The organism is Bacillus cereus group sp. BceL062 (assembly GCF_051780025.1).
Taxonomy (GTDB): domain Bacteria; phylum Bacillota; class Bacilli; order Bacillales; family Bacillaceae_G; genus Bacillus_A; species Bacillus_A toyonensis.
The window spans coordinates 257,361-276,775 of the sequence record NZ_JBPWGY010000007.1; the positions used below are offsets into that span (position 1 = coordinate 257,361).

Genomic DNA, 19,415 nt, shown 5'->3' on the forward strand with positions numbered 1-19,415 from the left:
GAAGTCTACTAACTAGGTGTATGCACACGTATAGCAGTGAATCGTAAGAGATTTATTGAAAGTGTTAGTAGCAGAAAGAGGGTACATATGGCAAAGCGTGGTACGAGAATTGCCGCCTTTTTCCTCATCGTTTTATTAATCGGTGGCGTAATTGGTGCGGCAGGAAAAGACATAGCAAAAGGAATTAGTCTAGGACTAGACCTTCGCGGTGGTTTTGAAGTTCTGTATGAAGTAAAACCAGCCAAAAAAGGCGATAAAATTGACCGAGAGGCACTTGTAAGTACAGTAGGTGCTCTTGAAAATCGTGTCAATGTTCTCGGTGTAAGTGAGCCGAACATCCAAATTGAAGGAGAAAATCGAATTCGTGTACAGCTTGCTGGTGTACAAGATCAGCAAAAAGCACGTGAAATGTTATCAACACAAGCGAAATTAACATTCCGTGATGTGGATGACAATCTTCTTATGGATGGTACGGATTTAAAAGGCGGCGGAGCGAAGCAAACTTTTGATGAGCAAGGCCGTGCGAGCGTAGGTCTTACATTAAAAAGCGCTGAAAAATTCCGTGCAGTAACTGAAAAAATTTCAAAGATGCCACCACCAACGAATTTAATGGTAATATGGCTTGATTTTGAAGAAGGAAAAGATTCGTATAAAGCAGAATCTGCAAAACCGAATCCGAAGTTTTTATCAGCAGCAACAGTAAGCCAAGTGTTTAACCAAGCTGAAGTATCTATCGTAGGTGGAAACTTTACAGTTGAAAGTGCGAAAGAACTTTCATCTTTATTAAATGCAGGTGCACTTCCTGTTGATTTAAAAGAAATGTATTCAACATCTGTTGGAGCGAAATTTGGTCAACAAGCATTAGAGCAAACGATTTTCGCTAGTGCAATCGGTATTGCTATTATCTTCTTATTTATGCTTGTATTCTACCGTTTACCAGGGCTTGTAGCGGTTATTATGTTAGGTTTATACATTTTCGTTACATTACTTGTCTTTAACTGGATGCATGCGGTTCTTACGTTGCCAGGTATTGCGGCATTAGTGCTCGGGGTAGGTATCGCAGTTGATGCGAATATCATTACGTACGAGAGGTTAAAGGAAGAGCTGAAAATTGGTAAGTCAATGATGTCAGCATTTCGTGCTGGTAACCATCGTTCATTAGCGACAATTTTAGATGCGAACATTACAACAATTGCAGCAGCCGGTGTATTATTTGCTTACGGTAATAGTTCTGTAAAAGGTTTCGCAACAAGTTTAATTGTTAGTATTTTAGTCGGTTTCATTACGAACGTATTCGGTACTCGTTTCTTACTAGGTTTACTTGTAAAGAGCCGTTACTTCGATAAAAAACCATCTTATTTTGGTGTTAAGGAAAAGGATATTATTCCATTAACAAAAGGTGTAGTACATCCGCCAACGAGATTTGATCGTATTAACTTCGTAAATATCGGTCATAAATTCTTCTTATTCTCAATTGTAGTCGTAATTGCTGGGGCAATTATATTACCGATTTTCAAAATGAATCTTGGTATTGACTTTGCAAGTGGTACACGTATCGACTTGCAATCAAAACAAGCAGTTACTGTTGCTGATGTTCATAAAGATTTTAAAGAATTGAAAATCGATGTGAAGGAAGAAAATATTGTACCGACTGGAGATGACAATAAAGGTTTCGCAGTTCGTACATTAGGTGTTCTATCAAAAGATGAAATTGCGAAAACGAAAACATTCTTCCACGATAAATACGGTACAGATCCGAATGTAAGTACAGTTTCACCGACAATCGGTAAAGAGATTGCACGAAATGCATTTATCGCAGTATTGATTGCTTCTGCAGTAATCGTTTTATACGTAAGTATTCGTTTCCGTCTTACGTACGCAGTATCTGCAGTAATCGCATTATTACATGATGCCTTCGTTATGATTGTTGTATTTAGTCTTTTCCGAATAGAGGTAGACTTAACGTTTATCGCTGCGGTATTAACCATTATTGGTTACTCTATCAATGACTCAATCGTTACGTTTGATAGAAACCGTGAATTATACAAACAGAAAAAACGAGTTCGTGATTTAAAAGATTTAGAAGAAATCGTAAACTCAAGTATTCGTCAAACAATTGGTCGTTCAATTAATACTGTTTTAACAGTGTTGTTCCCAGTAATTGCACTACTTATTTTCGGTAGTGAATCACTGCGTAACTTCTCACTTGCGTTATTAATTGGATTAGTTGTAGGTACGTACTCTTCTATTTTCGTTGCTTCTCAAATTTGGTTAATGCTTGAAAACCGTCGTTTGAAAAAGGGCAAAAACAAGAAGAAGGTTGAGAAAGAAGTATCTGAACCACAAGTATAAAAAGGTGATGCCTCATTAGGAGGCATCTCTTTTTTCGTTTGTGGATACAATAAGATAGCAACTTTTTACAGAAGAAAGATGGAAGAAAGTGGTGATGTTATCGTTGTTTTTGATACAATAAATCGGGATAACAAGATAGGTTAAGAAAAGAAGGGATTTTAATTATGGAAAAAGATGAACGTTTTAAACAGGCCGAGTTTGGTGCTATTGTCGGAATCGTTGGTAATATTATATTAGCGATTGTAAAGGCGGTAATTGGTTATATCGGGAACAGTAAAGCACTATTAGCGGATGCTGTGCATTCTGCATCAGATGTAATTGGTTCGCTAGCTGTACTTTTTGGATTGCGAGCAGCAAAGCAACCACCAGATGAAGATCACCCGTACGGTCATGGTAAAGCAGAATCGATTTCAGCAATTATTGTTGCAGTATTATTATTTATTGTGGGCATCGAGATAGCGATTTCGTCTATAAAAGCTTTTTCGCAAGAACTAGAACCACCGAAAGGAATTACGATTTTTGCTGTTATTCTTTCGATTGTCGTGAAAGAAGGAATGTTTCAATATAAATTCCGATTAGGGAAGAGGGTAAATAGTGATGCAATTATTGCAAATGCATATGAGCACCGTTCGGATGTATTTTCTTCAATTGCAGCTTTAATCGGTATTTGTGCAGCTATTATCGGTGGTAAGCTAGGTTTAGATTGGCTTGTATATGCGGATCCGGTTGCGGGGTTATTTGTTTCACTCCTTGTTGCAAAGATGGCGTGGAGTATTGGGGCGGAAGCGATTCATGCAACGCTTGATCATGTACTTCATGAGGAAGATGTTATTCCGCTTAGAGAAGCTGTCCTGCAAGTAAATGGTGTGAAAAAAATCGGTTCTTTATATGCGAGAGAACATGGTCACTATGTTATTGTCGATATTAAAGTTTCTGTAGATCCATACATTACTGTAGAAGAAGGACACCGCATTGGAAAACATGTGAAAGAAATGCTTATGAAACAAGATAATGTACAAAATGTGTTTGTACATATAAATCCGTATTCTCCAAATTAAATATCATTAACATTTTAGTATATAGATATTGCATCGTAGTTTGCATTATATTGTCACCCCTTAATCTGTCTTGTATAATAAACAGGTTAAGGGGTGATTTCGTGTTACAACCGAAGACGCGTTGGAAAGAAAAAGAATATAATGAAGAGCGAGTGAGTGAATTAGCAAAAAAGTTACAACTATCACCACTTGTCATTTCGTTATTCCTCGGTAGAGGATTAGATACAGAAGATAAGATTTTAGATTTTTTAAATACAGAAAATCAAGAATTTCACGATCCGTTTTTATTAGAAGGAATGGATAGAACGGTAGAACGTGTAAATAAGGCGATTCAAAATGGAGAGCAAATATTAATATTTGGTGATTATGATGCGGACGGAGTAAGTAGTACAACGGTTTTATATCTTGCTCTGCAAGAATTAGGTGCAGAGGTAGAATTTTATATTCCAAACCGTTTTACAGAAGGTTATGGACCGAACGAAGAGGCGTTTCGTTGGGCGCATAGTGCAGGGTTCTCACTTATTATTACTGTCGATACTGGTATCGCAGCGGTACATGAAGCGAAGGTAGCGAAGGAACTTGGAATAGATCTTATTATTACGGATCACCATGAGCCACCGCCAGAATTACCAGAAGCACTCGCGATTATTCATCCAAAACTAGATGGCGGTGTGTATCCGTTTCATTATTTAGCCGGTGTAGGTGTTGCGTTTAAAGTTGCACATGCATTATTAGGTCGTGTACCAGAACATTTATTAGAAATTGCAGTAATCGGTACGGTAGCCGATTTAGTATCACTTCATGGCGAAAATAGATTGCTAGTGAAGCGCGGTTTAAAACATATGCGAATGACGAAAAATATTGGTTTAAAGGCATTGTTTAAAGTTGCTAACGTTTCGCAAAGTGAAATTACAGAAGAAAGCATTGGATTCTCAATCGCACCGCGTATTAATGCAGTTGGGCGTTTAGAAGATGCTACGCCGGCTGTACACCTATTATTATCAGATGACCCAGAGGAAGCGAAAGAACTGGCTGAAGAAATTGATGAGCTGAACAAACTTCGAAAAGATATTGTAAAGCAAATTACAGAAGAGGCTATCGCTGAAGTGGAAAATAAATTCCCGCCAGAAGAAAATAAAGTGTTAGTGCTTGCAAAAGAAGGCTGGAATCCAGGTGTAATTGGAATTGTCGCTTCTAAATTAGTTGAACGTTTTTATCGTCCAACAATTGTATTAAGCATTGATCCTGTCAAAGAAACAGCAAAGGGTTCAGCACGTAGTATCGCGGGATTTGATTTGTTTGCAAACTTGTCGGATTGTAGAGAGTTATTACCGCACTTCGGAGGGCATCCGATGGCCGCGGGAATGACGCTACATATGAATGATGTAGATGAGTTACGTCGCCGCTTAAATGCGCAAGCGGATGCAATTTTAACAGAAGCGGATTTTATTCCAATCACAGCAGTTGATACATTTTGTAAAGTGGAAGATGTAACGCTTGCAGCAATTGAGGATATGCAAAAGTTAGCGCCATTTGGTGTTGGAAATCCGAAACCACGTCTTGCAGTGAAAAATGCTGAATTAGAAAGTATTCGTGCAATCGGATCAGATGGTTCACATTTAAAAATGGCACTTCGTGACGGACAGGCAACACTGGATACAATTGGATTCGGATTTGGTGCGTATGCAAAAGAAATTTCTCCAGTTGCTAAGGTATCTGTAATAGGAGAGGCATCCATTAATGAATGGAATAATTTTAAGAAGCCACAATTAATGGTACAAGATATTGCTGTAGAGGCATGGCAATTATTTGATTGGCGTAGTATGCGTAATGTGGAAGCAAATTTAGCAGAACTTCCGAAAGAAAAAATAACAATGGTGTATTTTTCTGAAGAGGTATTGAATAAGTTTTCTTTAGAAGACTATAAAGAACATCTTGTGCATGCATCAGAGGTAACTCATTTAGATGATCAATACATCGTGTTACTCGATTTGCCAAAAGGAACAGATGAATTGCGTGATTTATTTAAAGTAGGATTCCCATCTAGAATCTATACGTTATTTTATCAAGAGAACAATCATCTATTTAGTACAGTCCCAACGAGGGAACATTTTAAATGGTACTATTCTTTCTTAAACCAAAAATCACCATTTTCTTTAAGACAATATGGGGAACAACTATGTCGCCATAAAGGTTGGTCAAAAGATACAGTAAATTTCATGACACAGGTGTTTTTTGAGTTAGAATTTGTTACAATAAAAGACGGTGTCATTTTTATGGCCGAACAAAAACAAAAGCGTGATTTAATTGAATCGAACACATATCGTGAGAAAATGAACCACTTACAATTAGAAAAAGAATTGGTTTATAGCACATATCAGCAACTATATACATGGTTTGAAACGATTCGTAATCATAAATAAGTAGAACAGTTAAGGTAAAGGATTTGTATTTACAAACCTTTTATATCTGAGGAGGATTCAGAAATATGGATTTCAAGCAACATATCGCAATTGTACCGGATTATCCGAAAGAAGGTATTGTGTTTAAAGACATTACACCTTTAATGAACGACGGTAAAGCATACAAAGCAGCAACAGATGCAATCGTTGAGTATGCAAAAGAAAGAGATATCGATGTTGTAGTAGGACCAGAAGCTCGTGGTTTTATTATCGGTTGCCCAGTTTCTTATGCATTAGAAGTAGGATTTGCGCCAGTTCGTAAATTAGGAAAATTACCACGTGAAGTAATTACAGTTGACTACGGCAAAGAATATGGTACAGATGTTTTAACAATCCATAAAGATGCAATTAAACCAGGTCAACGCGTATTAATTACTGATGATCTATTAGCTACAGGTGGAACAATTGAAGCAACAATTAAGCTAGTTGAAGAACTTGGCGGAGTTGTAGCAGGGATTGCATTCTTAGTAGAGCTTACTTACTTAGATGGTCGTAAAATGTTAGATGGTTACGATGTATTAGTATTAGAAAAATACTAATCACTATATAGGTAAAACTACGGTGATAAAAAGTACCCGTGAATCTCTTGGAGAGGAGCGGGTACTTTTGTATAATTGAACAAAAAAATAAGGTGAAATGTCAGTAAAATCTTTTCCTTTTCACAATTCACAATCATTGGGTTATAATGATAGAATATAATTTATTCTATTTAATAAATACAAAGTCAATTTTCAATAAAAGGTGATTCGATGGCAAATGAGCAAGTACTAACAGCTGAACAGGTACTCGAGAAAGCAAGTCAATATTTAGCGGATGAAGATATTGAGCTAGTGGCACGTGCTTATGAATATGCACGCGATGCACATAGCGAACAATATAGAAAATCGGGTGAACCATATATTATTCACCCAATTCAAGTTGCAGGTATTTTAGTTGATTTACACATGGATCCAGCTACAGTATCGGCAGGTTTCTTGCATGATGTAGTGGAAGATACAGAGATTACATTAGAAGATATTGAACGAGAATTTAATAAAGAAATCGCTATGCTTGTCGATGGTGTTACAAAGCTCGGAAAGATTAAATATAAATCTCATGAGCAGCAACAAGCAGAAAACCATCGCAAAATGTTTATCGCAATGGCTCAAGATATTAGAGTTATTTTAATTAAACTAGCTGATCGTCTTCATAACATGCGTACATTGAAACATTTGCCTCAAGAGAAGCAGCGTCGCATTGCGAATGAAACGTTAGAAATCTTTGCACCTTTAGCACATAGACTCGGAATTAGTACTATTAAATGGGAGTTAGAGGATACGTCACTTCGCTACTTAAATCCGCAACAATATTATCGTATTGTAAATTTAATGAAGCGTAAACGTGCAGAGCGTGAAGAATATTTAGATGAAGTAATGACTGGTATTCGTGAGAAATTAAAAGAAGTTTCCATTCAACCTGAGATTTCTGGAAGACCAAAACATATTTACAGTATTTATCGTAAAATGGCATTGCAAAATAAACAGTTTAATGAAATTTACGATTTACTAGCTGTACGTGTCGTTGTAAATAGTATTAAAGATTGTTACGCGGTGCTTGGAATTATTCATACTTGCTGGAAGCCAATGCCAGGTCGTTTCAAAGATTATATTGCAATGCCGAAAGCAAATCTATACCAATCTCTTCATACGACGGTAATTGGACCGAAAGGTGATCCGCTAGAAGTGCAAATTCGTACGAAAGAAATGCACGAAATTGCAGAATTCGGTATCGCGGCACATTGGGCGTATAAAGAAGGAAAGACCGCAGAAACAACAGGTACATTAGAGAAGAAACTAACTTGGTTCCGTCAAATATTAGAATGGCAAAATGAAGCTTCTAATGCAGAAGAATTTATGGAGTCATTAAAAATTGATTTATTCTCTGACATGGTATTCGTCTTCACACCGAAAGGCGATGTAATGGAATTACCACTTGGATCTGTTCCAATTGACTTTTCTTATCGTGTCCATTCAGAAATCGGGAATAAAACAATTGGTGCAAAAGTAAATGGGAAAATGGTGACCCTTGATTATAAATTAAAAACGGGTGACATCATTGAAATTTTAACATCGAAACATTCGTATGGCCCAAGCCAAGATTGGGTGAAACTTGCTCAAACATCTCATGCGAAAAATAAAATACGTCAATTCTTTAAGAAACAGCGTAGAGACGAAAATATTGAAAAAGGCCGTGAACTTGTTGAAAAAGAAGTACGTGGTCTAGAGTATGAGATGAAAGAAGTGTTAGCTCCTGACAATTTAAAACGTGTTGCTGAGAAGTTTAATTTTGCAAATGAAGAAGATATGTTTGCAGCAGTTGGATATAGCGGAATTACAGCGTCGCAAATTGTTACGCGACTAACGGACAAGTTCCGTAAGCAGCGTGAAGAAGAAGAAATTGTTGAAGTTAAAGAAGTTCGTAAACCGATGAAAATTCGAAAATGGGATTCTGGTGTAAAGGTAAGTGGTGCTGACAATTTATTAATTCGTTTGTCAAAATGCTGTAACCCAGTTCCAGGTGATGATATCGTTGGGTATATTACGAAAGGTCGGGGCGTATCGATTCACCGTCGTGATTGTGTAAATATTCATACAGAAGAAGCTGTAGAGCGCTTATTAGAAGTAGAGTGGGAAGGTAGCCCTGAAAAAGAAATTGAATACAACGTTGATATCGAAATTTCAGGCTATGATCGCCGTGGTTTATTAAATGAAGTATTGCAAGCTGTTACAGAGACGAAAACATACATTTCAGCTGTTTCTGGTAGAAGTGATCGTAATAAGATGGCAACGATTAATATGTCGATCTCGATTCGTAACTTACAACACTTGAAAAAAGTAGTAGAACGCATTAAACGTGTTCCTGAAATTTATGCAGTACGACGCATGATGCATTAATAGGGAGTGTAGAAAAGATGAGAGTTGTTTTACAACGATCAAAAGAGGCGTCTGTCACAGTAGATGGTGAGATTGTAGGACAAATTCCATTCGGTTTAACATTACTAGTTGGCATTACGCATGAAGATACTGAAAAAGATGCAACGTACATTGCGGAAAAAATCGCGAACTTACGCATCTTTGAAGATGAGAGCGGAAAGATGAACCATTCTGTACTCGATGTAGAAGGACAAGTCCTATCAATTTCGCAATTCACATTATATGGCGATTGCCGCAAGGGAAGACGTCCAAACTTTATGGATGCTGCGAAACCTGACTATGCAGAGCATTTATACGATTTCTTTAATGAAGAAGTTCGTAAACAAGGATTGCATGTAGAAACAGGGAAGTTCGGTGCAATGATGGATGTTTCTTTAATCAATGATGGTCCGGTGACCTTAATTGTAGAAAGTAAATAGTATGGCCCAAGAAGAGAGGATTATATAATCCTCTCTTTTTTATACTTTGTTGTATGTTTTGTTCATTTATCCCGCTATTTGTGGGCAGTAAGAACCCCACCTCAAAATTCAGCGGAAGCAAAGAAGTTAGGGGGGCGGGCAGCCCGTAAAAGCCCGATTGGTGAGGGCTGATAATCAGTGGGGGATGAACAAAACCCCCATTGATTAAAGTTTCACTTTATCATAGGATTAATTCGAAGGGGAATAAAAGGAAAAGAAGGTGTAGCATGCTTCAAGAATTCAATATAACTTTACGTTTTATGCTAGAGTTATGTGTTCTTGGGATTGTTGGATACGGGGGATTTCGGGTAGGAACAATAACGGCTATAAAAATTACACTTGCTATTATTTTTTCGATTGTTGTTGCAGTCATTTGGGAGCTATTTGGAGCTCCGCATGCAGAATGAGAAGTACAAGGTATATTGCATGTATTGTTAGAGATTATCATGTTTGAAGCGGATGTTGCAGCGTTGTATCATTTGAAGCATCCTATGCTGGCGAGTGGATTGGTAACTATTATTGTTATAAATCGAATGCTGATGTTGATTTGGAATCAATAGCTTGGGTTATCCATTATATAGTATAATGTAAAAAATGGTAAAAACATTCGGATGTATGTGTGAAAAGGGGAGATAGTATATGAATTGGTCAATCTTTAAAGATTTGAAATTTTCATTGCGATTTAGCTTAGCTATTTTTTTACATGCATTAGGAGTTACTTTCGCAGTGCTAAGTTACAGTACTTGGGCAGTATTTGTAATAGCAGCAATGGTTGTAACAACCTTTATGATTCAAAGAGCGGATTATTTATATAAAAGTGGTATGGAATAACGTTATTCGTTTATACGTATAACTACCTCATCAATATGGAACAATAAAAAGTAAAACATCCATATTGAATGTGAGGGATATACGTATGCGTATGAATGAAAAAGGGCATTCTGTTACAAACGGTGCAAATCAACTGTTTAACGTGAATTTTCATGATTTTATTTCAAAAGAACAAAACAATACTTCGATGGAGCTTGCTTCTGAGTTTGGAATTTCTCTTCAAGATGTAAAGCGTCTTAAGAAGCAGATTGAACGCTCTTAGAACACTTGACAATCGTACTCAACAAACGTATAGTAATTTTATATTTACATATGAATATAACCGTTGATAGAGAAGAGTAAATGAGATACACATGGAAAGAGAAGAGATGTCTTAGGCTGAAAACATTTCTACATGATGACTAATTGAATGACACTCTAGAGGTTTCAACTTGAACGGCATATATGCTTAGTAGGGATGAACGCACATTTAAGCGTTATTAAAAAAGTGGAAGCATACGTGCTTCAATTAGGGTGGCACCACGGGTACAATACTCTCGTCCCTACTGTTCAAACAGTAGAGGCGGGAGTTTTTTTATTTTTATTAAGATTAAAACAATTTGAGGAGGAACTGAATATGTCTATTCAAATCCCACGCGGAACGCAAGATATTCTTCCAGGCACTGTTGAGTTATGGCAGTATATCGAAGGGCAAGCACGCGAAATTTGCCGTCGTTACAATTATAAAGAAATTCGCACACCAATTTTTGAACACACTGAGTTATTTTTACGTGGTGTTGGTGATACGACAGATATCGTACAAAAAGAAATGTATTCATTCCAAGATCGTGGTGAGCGCAGTTTAACATTACGTCCAGAAGGTACTGCACCTGTTGTACGTTCTTACGTTGAAAACAAAATGTTCGGTGACGCAACGCAACCAACAAAGTTATACTATATCGGTCAAATGTTCCGTTACGAAAGACCACAAGCAGGTCGCTATCGTCAATTCGTACAATTCGGTATTGAAGCAATCGGTAGTAACGACCCTGCAATTGATGCAGAAGTAATTGCACTTGCTGTAGAGTTTTACCGCGGCATGGGCTTAAAAAATATTAAAGTTGTATTAAACAGCTTAGGTGATGCAGCGAGCCGTCAAGCGCACCGCGATGCATTAATCGCTCATTTTGAGCCACGCATCGGCGAGTTCTGCTCTGATTGCCAATCTCGCTTAGAAAAGAATCCACTTCGTATTTTAGACTGTAAGAAGGACCGTAACCATGAATTAATGGGTACAGCACCATCTATTACAGAATACTTAAACGAAGATTCAGCAGTATACTACGATAAAGTTCAAGAACTATTAACGATGATGGATGTTCCATTTGAAAAAGATCCAAACTTAGTGCGTGGTTTAGACTACTATCAACACACTGTTTTTGAAATTATGAGTGAGGCAGAAGGTTTCGGTGCTATCACTACATTAAGCGGTGGTGGCCGTTATAATGGACTTGTACAAGAAATCGGTGGACCAGAAATGCCAGGTATCGGTTTTGCGATGAGTATTGAACGTCTAATTATGGCGCTAAAAGCTGAGAACATTGAGTTACCAATTGAACATAGTATTGATTGTTACGTTGTAGCTCTTGGTGAAAAAGCGAAAGACCATGCTGCGAAAGTTGCGTTTGATCTTCGTAAAGCTGGATTATCAGTCGAAAAAGATTATTTAGATCGCAAAATGAAAGCACAATTTAAATCAGCAGATCGTTTAAATGCGAAATTTGTAGCTGTATTAGGGGAAGATGAGCTAGATAAAGGCATCATTAACTTAAAAGATATGGCAACAGGCGGACAAGAAGAAGTAGCATTAGATGTATTTGCTTCATACGTAGCAGAGAAATTAATATAGGGGGAACTTACAGTGGCTGAAAGAACACATGCATGTGGAAAAGTAACAGTAGAAGCTGTTGGACAAACAGTTCAATTAAAAGGTTGGGTACAAAAACGTCGTGACTTAGGTGGATTAATCTTCATCGATTTACGTGACCGTACAGGTATCGTGCAAGTCGTATTTAACCCAGAAACATCAAAAGAAGCACTAGAAGTAGCAGAAACGATTCGTAGTGAATACGTATTGCACGTAGAAGGTACAGTTGTTGAACGTGGTGAAGGCGCAATTAATGACAATATGGCAACTGGTCGTATTGAAGTACAAGCAACGAGAGTAAACGTATTAAACGCAGCGAAAACAACACCAATCATTATCGCTGATGATACAGATGCATCAGAAGATGTGCGTTTAAAATATCGTTACTTAGACTTACGTCGTCCTGTAATGTTTAACACATTCAAAATGCGTCACGACGTAACGAAAACAATTCGTAACTTCCTAGATACAGAAGACTTCTTAGAAGTTGAAACTCCAATTTTAACGAAGAGCACACCAGAAGGAGCTCGTGACTATTTAGTACCAAGCCGTGTACACGACGGTGAATTCTATGCATTACCACAGTCACCACAATTATTTAAACAACTTCTTATGGTCGGCGGATTTGAGCGTTACTATCAAGTAGCACGTTGTTTCCGTGACGAAGATTTACGTGCGGATCGTCAACCAGAATTCACGCAAATCGATATCGAAGCTTCGTTCTTAACGCAAGATGAAATTTTAGATATGATGGAGCGTATGATGGCGAAAGTCATGAAGGATGCAAAAGGTGTAGAAGTTAGTGCACCATTCCCTCGTATGAAATATGCTGATGCAATGGCTCGCTACGGTTCTGATAAGCCAGATACACGCTTTGAAATGGAACTAACAGACCTATCTGAATTTGCAGCAGATTGTGGATTTAAAGTATTTACAAGTGCTGTAGAAAGCGGCGGACAAGTAAAAGCAATTAATGCAAAAGGTGCCGCAAGCAAATACTCTCGTAAAGACATTGATGCATTAACTGAATTCGTAAAAGTATACGGTGCAAAAGGTCTAGCTTGGCTTAAAGTGGAAGAAGACGGCTTAAAAGGACCGATTGCGAAATTCTTCGGCGAAGAAGATGCAAAAGCGTTAATGAGTACATTAGAAGCTACTGCTGGCGATTTATTACTATTCGTAGCAGATAAGAAAAGCGTTGTTGCAGATAGCTTAGGTGCACTTCGTTTACGTTTAGGTAAAGAGCTTGAGTTAATAGATGAAAGTAAATTTAACTTCCTATGGGTAACTGATTGGCCACTTCTTGAGTACGATGAAGATGCAGATCGTTACTTCGCAGCTCACCACCCATTCACAATGCCATTCCGTGAAGACGTTGAGCTATTAGAAACAGCACCAGAAAAAGCACGTGCACAAGCATATGACCTTGTATTAAACGGTTATGAGCTTGGTGGCGGATCACTTCGTATTTACGAGCGTGACGTACAAGAAAAAATGTTTAAAGCACTTGGATTCTCACAAGAAGAAGCGCAAGAACAATTCGGATTCTTATTAGAAGCATTCGAATACGGTACACCACCACACGGCGGAATTGCATTAGGTTTAGACCGTCTTGTTATGTTACTTGCAGGTCGTACGAACCTTCGTGATACAATTGCATTCCCGAAAACAGCAAGCGCAAGCTGCTTATTAACAGAAGCTCCAAGCCCAGTTGCAGAAGCTCAGCTTGAAGAACTGAACTTAAAATTAAGCTTGAAAGAAGAGAAGTAAGAATAGGGTCTAGATGGTTATACTATAGCCGTCTAGACTTTTTTTGAGAGGAAGTTTAAAAAGTCCGGTTTAGATAACTGTCGCATTTCGTCGTTGCTTCGCCAGTCCGGTGCTCGAGTAGTAAAGCTACACTGCGCTCCTCCTAGCATCAGCGCCTCGACCTGCTCGGTCATCTAAATCTTCCTTTTAAAACGTGTATGTAGGAAGAAATAAAAGTCCGGTTTATATTATGTTTTTGTTTGAAATATGTATTTTTAGGAATTCTATAACTTTTTCTATACAAATAGTCGGAAAAACGCTAGAATACATGGTAGACCATTTTTGTAATAGGAGTGTAGAGCTGAATGTTACATCAATTTTCACGTAATGAATTAGCCTTCGGTAAAGAAGGACTTGAAATATTAAAAAATAGTACAGTCGGTATTTTAGGAATTGGCGGCGTAGGATCATTTTCAGCTGAAGCGTTAGCACGTTCTGGCGTAGGGCGTCTCGTATTAGTTGATAAAGACGTTGTAGATATTACAAACGTAAACCGTCAAATTCACGCATTAGTATCTACTGTAGGACGTTCAAAAGTAGAATTAATGAAAGAGCGTATTGCAGACATTAATCCGGAATGTGAAGTAATTGGATTAGAAATGTTTTATACAGATGAAACATATGAAGAGTTCTTTAAACACGGTTTAGATTTCGTAGTGGATGCATCTGATACGATTACGTTCAAAATCCATTTAATTAAACAATGTTTACGTCGTAAAATTAAAATTATCTCATGTATGGGTGCAGCAAATAAAATGGACCCAACTCGTTTCCGTATTGCGGACATTTCTAAAACACATACAGATCCGATTGCGAAAGTAATTCGTACGAAGCTTCGTAAAGAGGGTATTAAAAAAGGTGTAAAAGTTGTCTTCTCTGACGAAAACCCAATCGTAATTCGTGAAGAAGTACGTAAAGAAATCGTACCAGACGAAAATGCAAAAATTCGTAAGGCGAAATTACCACCTTCTTCAAATGCATTCGTACCATCTGTGGCAGGCTTAATTATGGCAAGTCACGTTGTACGTGAGCGTATTAAAAACGTAGAAGTGAAGCGTGTAGGGCAAGAATAAAAGGAAAGCATATATCCATTTCGGATATATGCTTTTTCTATGTTTTAAAGAATTGTTGATATTTGCATCATTACTAGTTCAAATGTAAGTAAGGTTAGTAAGTAATGATCATATTTATCTGATTTATAGGCGGATGTCTTTTTTAGACTGTTAATGGTGAAGAGAGCTAAAGTCAGGACGAGAAGGCCAAGGGTTATTTTGAAAATTATTAATGAAATAGCAACCATATCCCTTTAAAGGGGTATGGTTATAATGACATTACAGTAAAAATTATCTAATATATTTTGGGAGTTTCCTTGTATGACAGGGAGAAATGTTATTGTCAATTTTTGTCGTTAAATCGATATTTTTTTCGAATCGTTGATATATTGCAAGTTGTGATAGATATATTTGAAAAATCGTTGATATATTGCAAGTTACGATAGATATATTCGAAAAATCGTTGATATAATTTCATTTACCGATATATCTATATACGGTTCACCGAAAACAAACAGGGATGTCACTTAATCAAAAAAGTGACATCCCTGTTTTTAATTCTCTGCAGAATAAATAATATCTAAATTCCCGTTTTGATCGGTTTTGAAAATGGGAGCAATCTGTTCTTCTTGTTCTTCAACTGAAACAAGTTTTCGAGCACGATCCATAATTCTAACAAGCATTGCATAATCTTCTTCAATTGCTTGTTGTTTTTTTGTGAGTACCGCTAATTTTGCTTCAAGTTCATGATTCGTTTTTTGCAAGGAAGTAAGCTGATCTTGTAATACCTCATTTTCAGTTTGCAACTTTGCGGTTGAAGGGTTATTATGTTCCATGTTTTGCAAAAATGAGATGACATTTTGCATTGTAAGTTCCTGTTGACTTGGCGTGATATTTTCTGAAAACTCGGCATCGATTACGAGCTGCCGAGTTTGTGTAAACTGCTCTTTTTCTATTTTAGCTTCAGAACGTTTTAATTCTTTACGTTGTTTTTTTGCAATCTGTATCGCATCTTCGTAATTCGCTCGTACTTCAGCATTCCATCTAAAACCGCAAGCTGCTGAAGTGCGGTTCAAAGCATCGCCAACTTCATCGAATGCTTTGATTTGTGTACTGCCGCTACGAATATGTCGTAAAACAGTTTCTGCTAAAAGGAGATCGTCTTCTCTTGTCCATGCATCTTGACGTGTTTTCATAAGCGAAGCCTCCGTAATGGTGACGTTTTCGTTTATGTTACCCTTTATTTTTCGTTTTATTCGAACTTTGTAATCTTTCATAAACAGTAGAAAGTGCTTGCTCAAATTTCCCTGTTGTTTTCGGTTTATAATATTGCTTGTTTTTTATTTTATCAGGTAAGTATTGTTGGTGTACCCAGCCATTTGGATGGTCATGTGGATATAAGTATCCAATGCCTCGACCTAACGATTCAGCGCCTTTATAGTGACTGTCTTTTAAATGATCTGGAATGTCACCTGTTTGACCGTTACGTAAATCGTGCAATGCAGCATCAAGTGCTTTATAAGCTGAATTTGATTTTGGTGATAGGCATAGCTCGATAACGGCATTTGCAAGTGGTATGCGTGCCTCTGGGAATCCAACTCGTTCCGCTGACTCGATCGCTGCAAGTGTGCGCGGTCCAGCTTGCGGGCTAGCAAGTCCGATATCTTCATATGCCATAATAAGAAGGCGTCTACCGATACTTTGTAAATCACCTGCTTCAATAAGGCGTGCTAAATAATGAAGTGCTGCATTTACATCACTTCCGCGCACTGATTTTTGAAATGCCGATAATACGTCATAATGAGCATCTCCACCTTTGTCATGAACGAAACTCTTTTTTTGTAAGCATTCTTCTGCGATTTCTAGCGTGATTTCCGCAGCTTTGTCGTCAGTTGTAAAGCTAGATAAAACAGCTAATTCAAGTGCATTATAAGCTGAACGCATATCTCCGCCTGATGCATTTGCAAAGTGATGTAATGCTTCATCCGTAACAGTTACATCATATTCCCCAAGCCCTTTTTCTTTATCTTCAAGAGCTCGTTTTAAACCAATTAAAATATCATCTTCTGTTAGTGCGTGTAACTCGAAGATTTGACATCTGCTTCGGATAGCAGAGTTTATCGCATGGAATGGATTACTCGTCGTTGCACCGATTAAAGTAAGGAGTCCACTTTCTAAATGAGGTAATAGAAAGTCTTGTTTCGCCTTATCTAACCTGTGAACTTCATCTAAAATTAAAACGAGGTGTCGATGCATCTTCGCTTCTTGTACGACAACTTCCATATCTTTTTTATTGTGAGTAACAGCATTTAATAGGCGAAACGGTGTTCCAGTACTTCCCGCAATTGCGCTAGCTATTGATGTTTTTCCTGTACCTGGAGGACCGTATAAAATCATAGATTGAAAATGATTTGCTTGGACCATTCGCCATAAAATCTTTCCTTCACCAACTAAATGCTGTTGTCCAATAATTTCTTGAATATTTGTAGGGCGCATTCGATGTGCGAGTGGTTGTTTCATTTTTACCGTCTCCCTTACTATATAATCTCATTCTATCGTATCATTTTTTTTAGTGGAATTTGAAATAGGATGCTGTTTTATGGGAAAGATGAAGATGAATATTTCCATTTTTCTTTCAATTTTAATAATTTCCGAGTTTTTCAATGCGATTTTATGTTATCATTTTGATACACAAGTTGAAATTTCTTATAATACTATATTATGCTATAATTTCATAGGATTTTAAATTGTGTTCTTTTATAAAGTGAAACTTTAATCAGTGGGGGTTTTGTTTATCCCCTACCTAACTTCTTTGCTCCAGCCGAATTTTGAGGTGGGAGTTTTACTGCCCGCAAATAGCGGGATAAATAAGATATAACCAATAGAAGTGAAAATTTGAAAAGAGGTGCAAAATAGATGAAGATTTCAACAAAAGGCCGCTACGGCTTAACAATTATGATCGATCTTGCAAAAAAGTTTGGTGAAGGTCCGATTTCATTAAAATCAATCGCACAGGCACATGACTTATCGGAACATTACTTAGAACAATTAATTTCACCACTTCGTAACGCTCGTCTTGTAAAGAGTACGCGTGGTGCATATGGCGGATATGTATTATCTGATCAACCGGCTAACATTACAGCTGGGGATGTAATCCGTGTACTAGAGGGTCCAATTAGTGTTGTAGAAATGATAGAAGAAGAAGAACCAGCACAGCGCCAATTATGGATGCGTGTTCGAGATGCGGTGCAAGAAGTGTTAGATAGTACAACTTTAGAAGATTTAGTGCGTTATGAGGAAGAAAATCACGGGGGCTATATGTTTTACATTTAATTCCTTGTGAAACGATTTGGAAAGAAGGAGATTTAATGGAACGCATTTACTTAGATCATGCTGCGACATCTCCGACTCACCCAGAAGTGGTCGAAAAGATGATTCCATATATGACAGAAACATTCGGAAACCCGTCTAGTATTCACTTTTATGGACGTCAAGCGCGCCATGCAGTAGATGAGGCGAGACGCGTGTGTGCAAAAAGCATCCATGCGAACCCGAATGAAATTATATTCACGAGCGGTGGTACAGAAGCTGATAATTTAGCGCTTATAGGTGTAGCACGCGCAAACCGTCATAAAGGTAACCACATTATAACGACGGAAATTGAACATCATGCGATTTTGCATACGTGTGAATTGCTTGAGCGTGAAGGGTTTGAAGTGACATATTTACCTGTCGATGAAACGGGGCGTGTTCAACTTTCTGACATACAAAAGGCATTAACAGAAGAGACAATTCTTGTATCTATTATGTTTGGGAATAATGAAGTAGGGACGATGCAATCGATTGCGGAAATAGGAAAACTGCTAAAAGAGCATCAAGCTTATTTTCATACAGATGCGGTACAAGCTTACGGTTTAGTAGAAATAAATGTGAAAGAGTTTGGGATTGATTTATTATCAATTTCAGCGCACAAAATTAACGGGCCAAAAGGCGTAGGGTTCTTATACGCTAGTGCAAATTTGAAATTTGAACCGTTATTAATAGGCGGAGAGCAGGAAAGAAAACGCCGTGCTGGTACTGAAAATGTACCAAGTATTGTTGGGTTACAGCAAGCAATTTTGTTAGCTGAAAAAACTCGTGAGCAAAAAAATGCCCAATATGAAGAGTTTAAAGATATAATGGTATCTGTCTTCAAAAATGAAGACATTACTTTCGAGGTAAACGGAAACTTAGAATATCGATTACCACATGTGCTTAATATTAGTTTTACAGGAATGAACATTGAACCATTTCTTGTGAACTTAGACTTAGCTGGCATTGCAGTATCAAGTGGTTCTGCTTGTACAGCTGGTTCGATTGATCCATCACATGTATTAGTGGCGATGTTCGGAAAAGACTCCGATCAAATACGTTCATCCGTACGCTTTAGTTTCGGTCTTGGAAATACGAAAGAGCAAATTGAAAAAGCGGCGTACGAAACAGTGAAAATCGTGAAGCGATTAACACAAAATTAGC

The 19,415-nt window shown here is 37.6% G+C and carries 15 protein-coding genes, 1 pseudogene and 1 other annotated feature; of the genes and pseudogenes, 14 read left to right on the forward strand and 2 right to left on the reverse strand.

Annotated features, from left to right (window positions below; genetic code table 11):
- Positions 1 to 87: 87 nt before the first annotated feature.
- The 12 genes and pseudogenes from secDF (at position 88) to ACS2MN_RS18265 (ending at position 14,921) form a co-directional block, all read left to right on the forward strand.
- Complete coding sequence (gene secDF / locus ACS2MN_RS18210) at positions 88 to 2,352, forward strand: protein translocase subunit SecDF (RefSeq protein WP_001119093.1); 2,265 nt, start codon at positions 88 to 90, stop codon at positions 2,350 to 2,352.
- Between the two features lie 164 nt (positions 2,353 to 2,516).
- Positions 2,517 to 3,410, forward strand: a complete 894-nt coding sequence (locus ACS2MN_RS18215; protein ID WP_000409731.1) for a cation diffusion facilitator family transporter — start codon at positions 2,517 to 2,519, stop codon at positions 3,408 to 3,410.
- Between the two features lie 101 nt (positions 3,411 to 3,511).
- Positions 3,512 to 5,833, forward strand: coding sequence for a single-stranded-DNA-specific exonuclease RecJ (gene recJ / locus ACS2MN_RS18220; protein WP_000941246.1), 2,322 nt, complete (start codon positions 3,512 to 3,514; stop codon positions 5,831 to 5,833).
- A 65-nt stretch (positions 5,834 to 5,898) separates the two neighbouring features.
- Entirely contained in the window at positions 5,899 to 6,411 is a 513-nt protein-coding gene (locus ACS2MN_RS18225) for an adenine phosphoribosyltransferase (protein ID WP_000346217.1), read from the forward strand.
- A gap of 210 nt (positions 6,412 to 6,621) precedes the next feature.
- A complete protein-coding gene (gene relA, locus ACS2MN_RS18230; RefSeq protein ID WP_001262799.1) occupies positions 6,622 to 8,805 on the forward strand; it encodes a GTP diphosphokinase in 2,184 nt (727 codons plus the stop codon).
- Between the two features lie 17 nt (positions 8,806 to 8,822).
- Positions 8,823 to 9,263 (forward strand): D-tyrosyl-tRNA(Tyr) deacylase, encoded by a 441-nt coding sequence (locus ACS2MN_RS18235; RefSeq protein WP_001266954.1) that lies wholly within the window; start codon positions 8,823 to 8,825, stop codon positions 9,261 to 9,263.
- A 266-nt stretch (positions 9,264 to 9,529) separates the two neighbouring features.
- A pseudogene (locus ACS2MN_RS18240) lies at positions 9,530 to 9,862 on the forward strand (YrdB family protein).
- A 79-nt stretch (positions 9,863 to 9,941) separates the two neighbouring features.
- On the forward strand, positions 9,942 to 10,133 hold the full coding sequence (locus ACS2MN_RS18245; protein ID WP_001104578.1) for a hypothetical protein: 192 nt from the start codon (positions 9,942 to 9,944) through the stop codon (positions 10,131 to 10,133).
- Positions 10,134 to 10,218: 85 nt separating this feature from the next.
- On the forward strand, positions 10,219 to 10,395 hold the full coding sequence (locus ACS2MN_RS18250; protein WP_001242605.1) for a hypothetical protein: 177 nt from the start codon (positions 10,219 to 10,221) through the stop codon (positions 10,393 to 10,395).
- Between the two features lie 54 nt (positions 10,396 to 10,449).
- Positions 10,450 to 10,680 (forward strand) — a binding site (T-box leader).
- A gap of 69 nt (positions 10,681 to 10,749) precedes the next feature.
- On the forward strand, positions 10,750 to 12,021 hold the full coding sequence (gene hisS / locus ACS2MN_RS18255) for a histidine--tRNA ligase (RefSeq protein WP_033657340.1): 1,272 nt from the start codon (positions 10,750 to 10,752) through the stop codon (positions 12,019 to 12,021).
- Positions 12,022 to 12,033: 12 nt separating this feature from the next.
- Positions 12,034 to 13,809: an aspartate--tRNA ligase gene (gene aspS, locus ACS2MN_RS18260; RefSeq protein WP_000840917.1), complete on the forward strand. Its 1,776-nt coding sequence runs from the start codon at positions 12,034 to 12,036 to the stop codon at positions 13,807 to 13,809.
- 344 nt (positions 13,810 to 14,153) lie between these two features.
- A complete protein-coding gene (locus tag ACS2MN_RS18265) occupies positions 14,154 to 14,921 on the forward strand; it encodes a tRNA threonylcarbamoyladenosine dehydratase (RefSeq protein ID WP_000903182.1) in 768 nt (255 codons plus the stop codon).
- Between the two features lie 533 nt (positions 14,922 to 15,454).
- Here the strand turns inward: ACS2MN_RS18265 and ACS2MN_RS18270 are convergent.
- Complete coding sequence (locus tag ACS2MN_RS18270) at positions 15,455 to 16,096, reverse strand: RsfA family transcriptional regulator (RefSeq protein WP_346994383.1); 642 nt, start codon at positions 16,094 to 16,096, stop codon at positions 15,455 to 15,457.
- A gap of 37 nt (positions 16,097 to 16,133) precedes the next feature.
- Complete coding sequence (locus ACS2MN_RS18275; RefSeq protein WP_000812922.1) at positions 16,134 to 17,420, reverse strand: replication-associated recombination protein A; 1,287 nt, start codon at positions 17,418 to 17,420, stop codon at positions 16,134 to 16,136.
- 396 nt (positions 17,421 to 17,816) lie between these two features.
- Here ACS2MN_RS18275 and cymR point away from each other — a divergent pair, with 396 nt between their 5' ends.
- On the forward strand, positions 17,817 to 18,233 hold the full coding sequence (gene cymR, locus ACS2MN_RS18280; RefSeq protein WP_000704116.1) for a cysteine metabolism transcriptional regulator CymR: 417 nt from the start codon (positions 17,817 to 17,819) through the stop codon (positions 18,231 to 18,233).
- Positions 18,234 to 18,268: 35 nt separating this feature from the next.
- Positions 18,269 to 19,414 (forward strand): cysteine desulfurase family protein, encoded by a 1,146-nt coding sequence (locus tag ACS2MN_RS18285; protein ID WP_000439900.1) that lies wholly within the window; start codon positions 18,269 to 18,271, stop codon positions 19,412 to 19,414.
- Position 19,415: the final 1 nt, after the last annotated feature.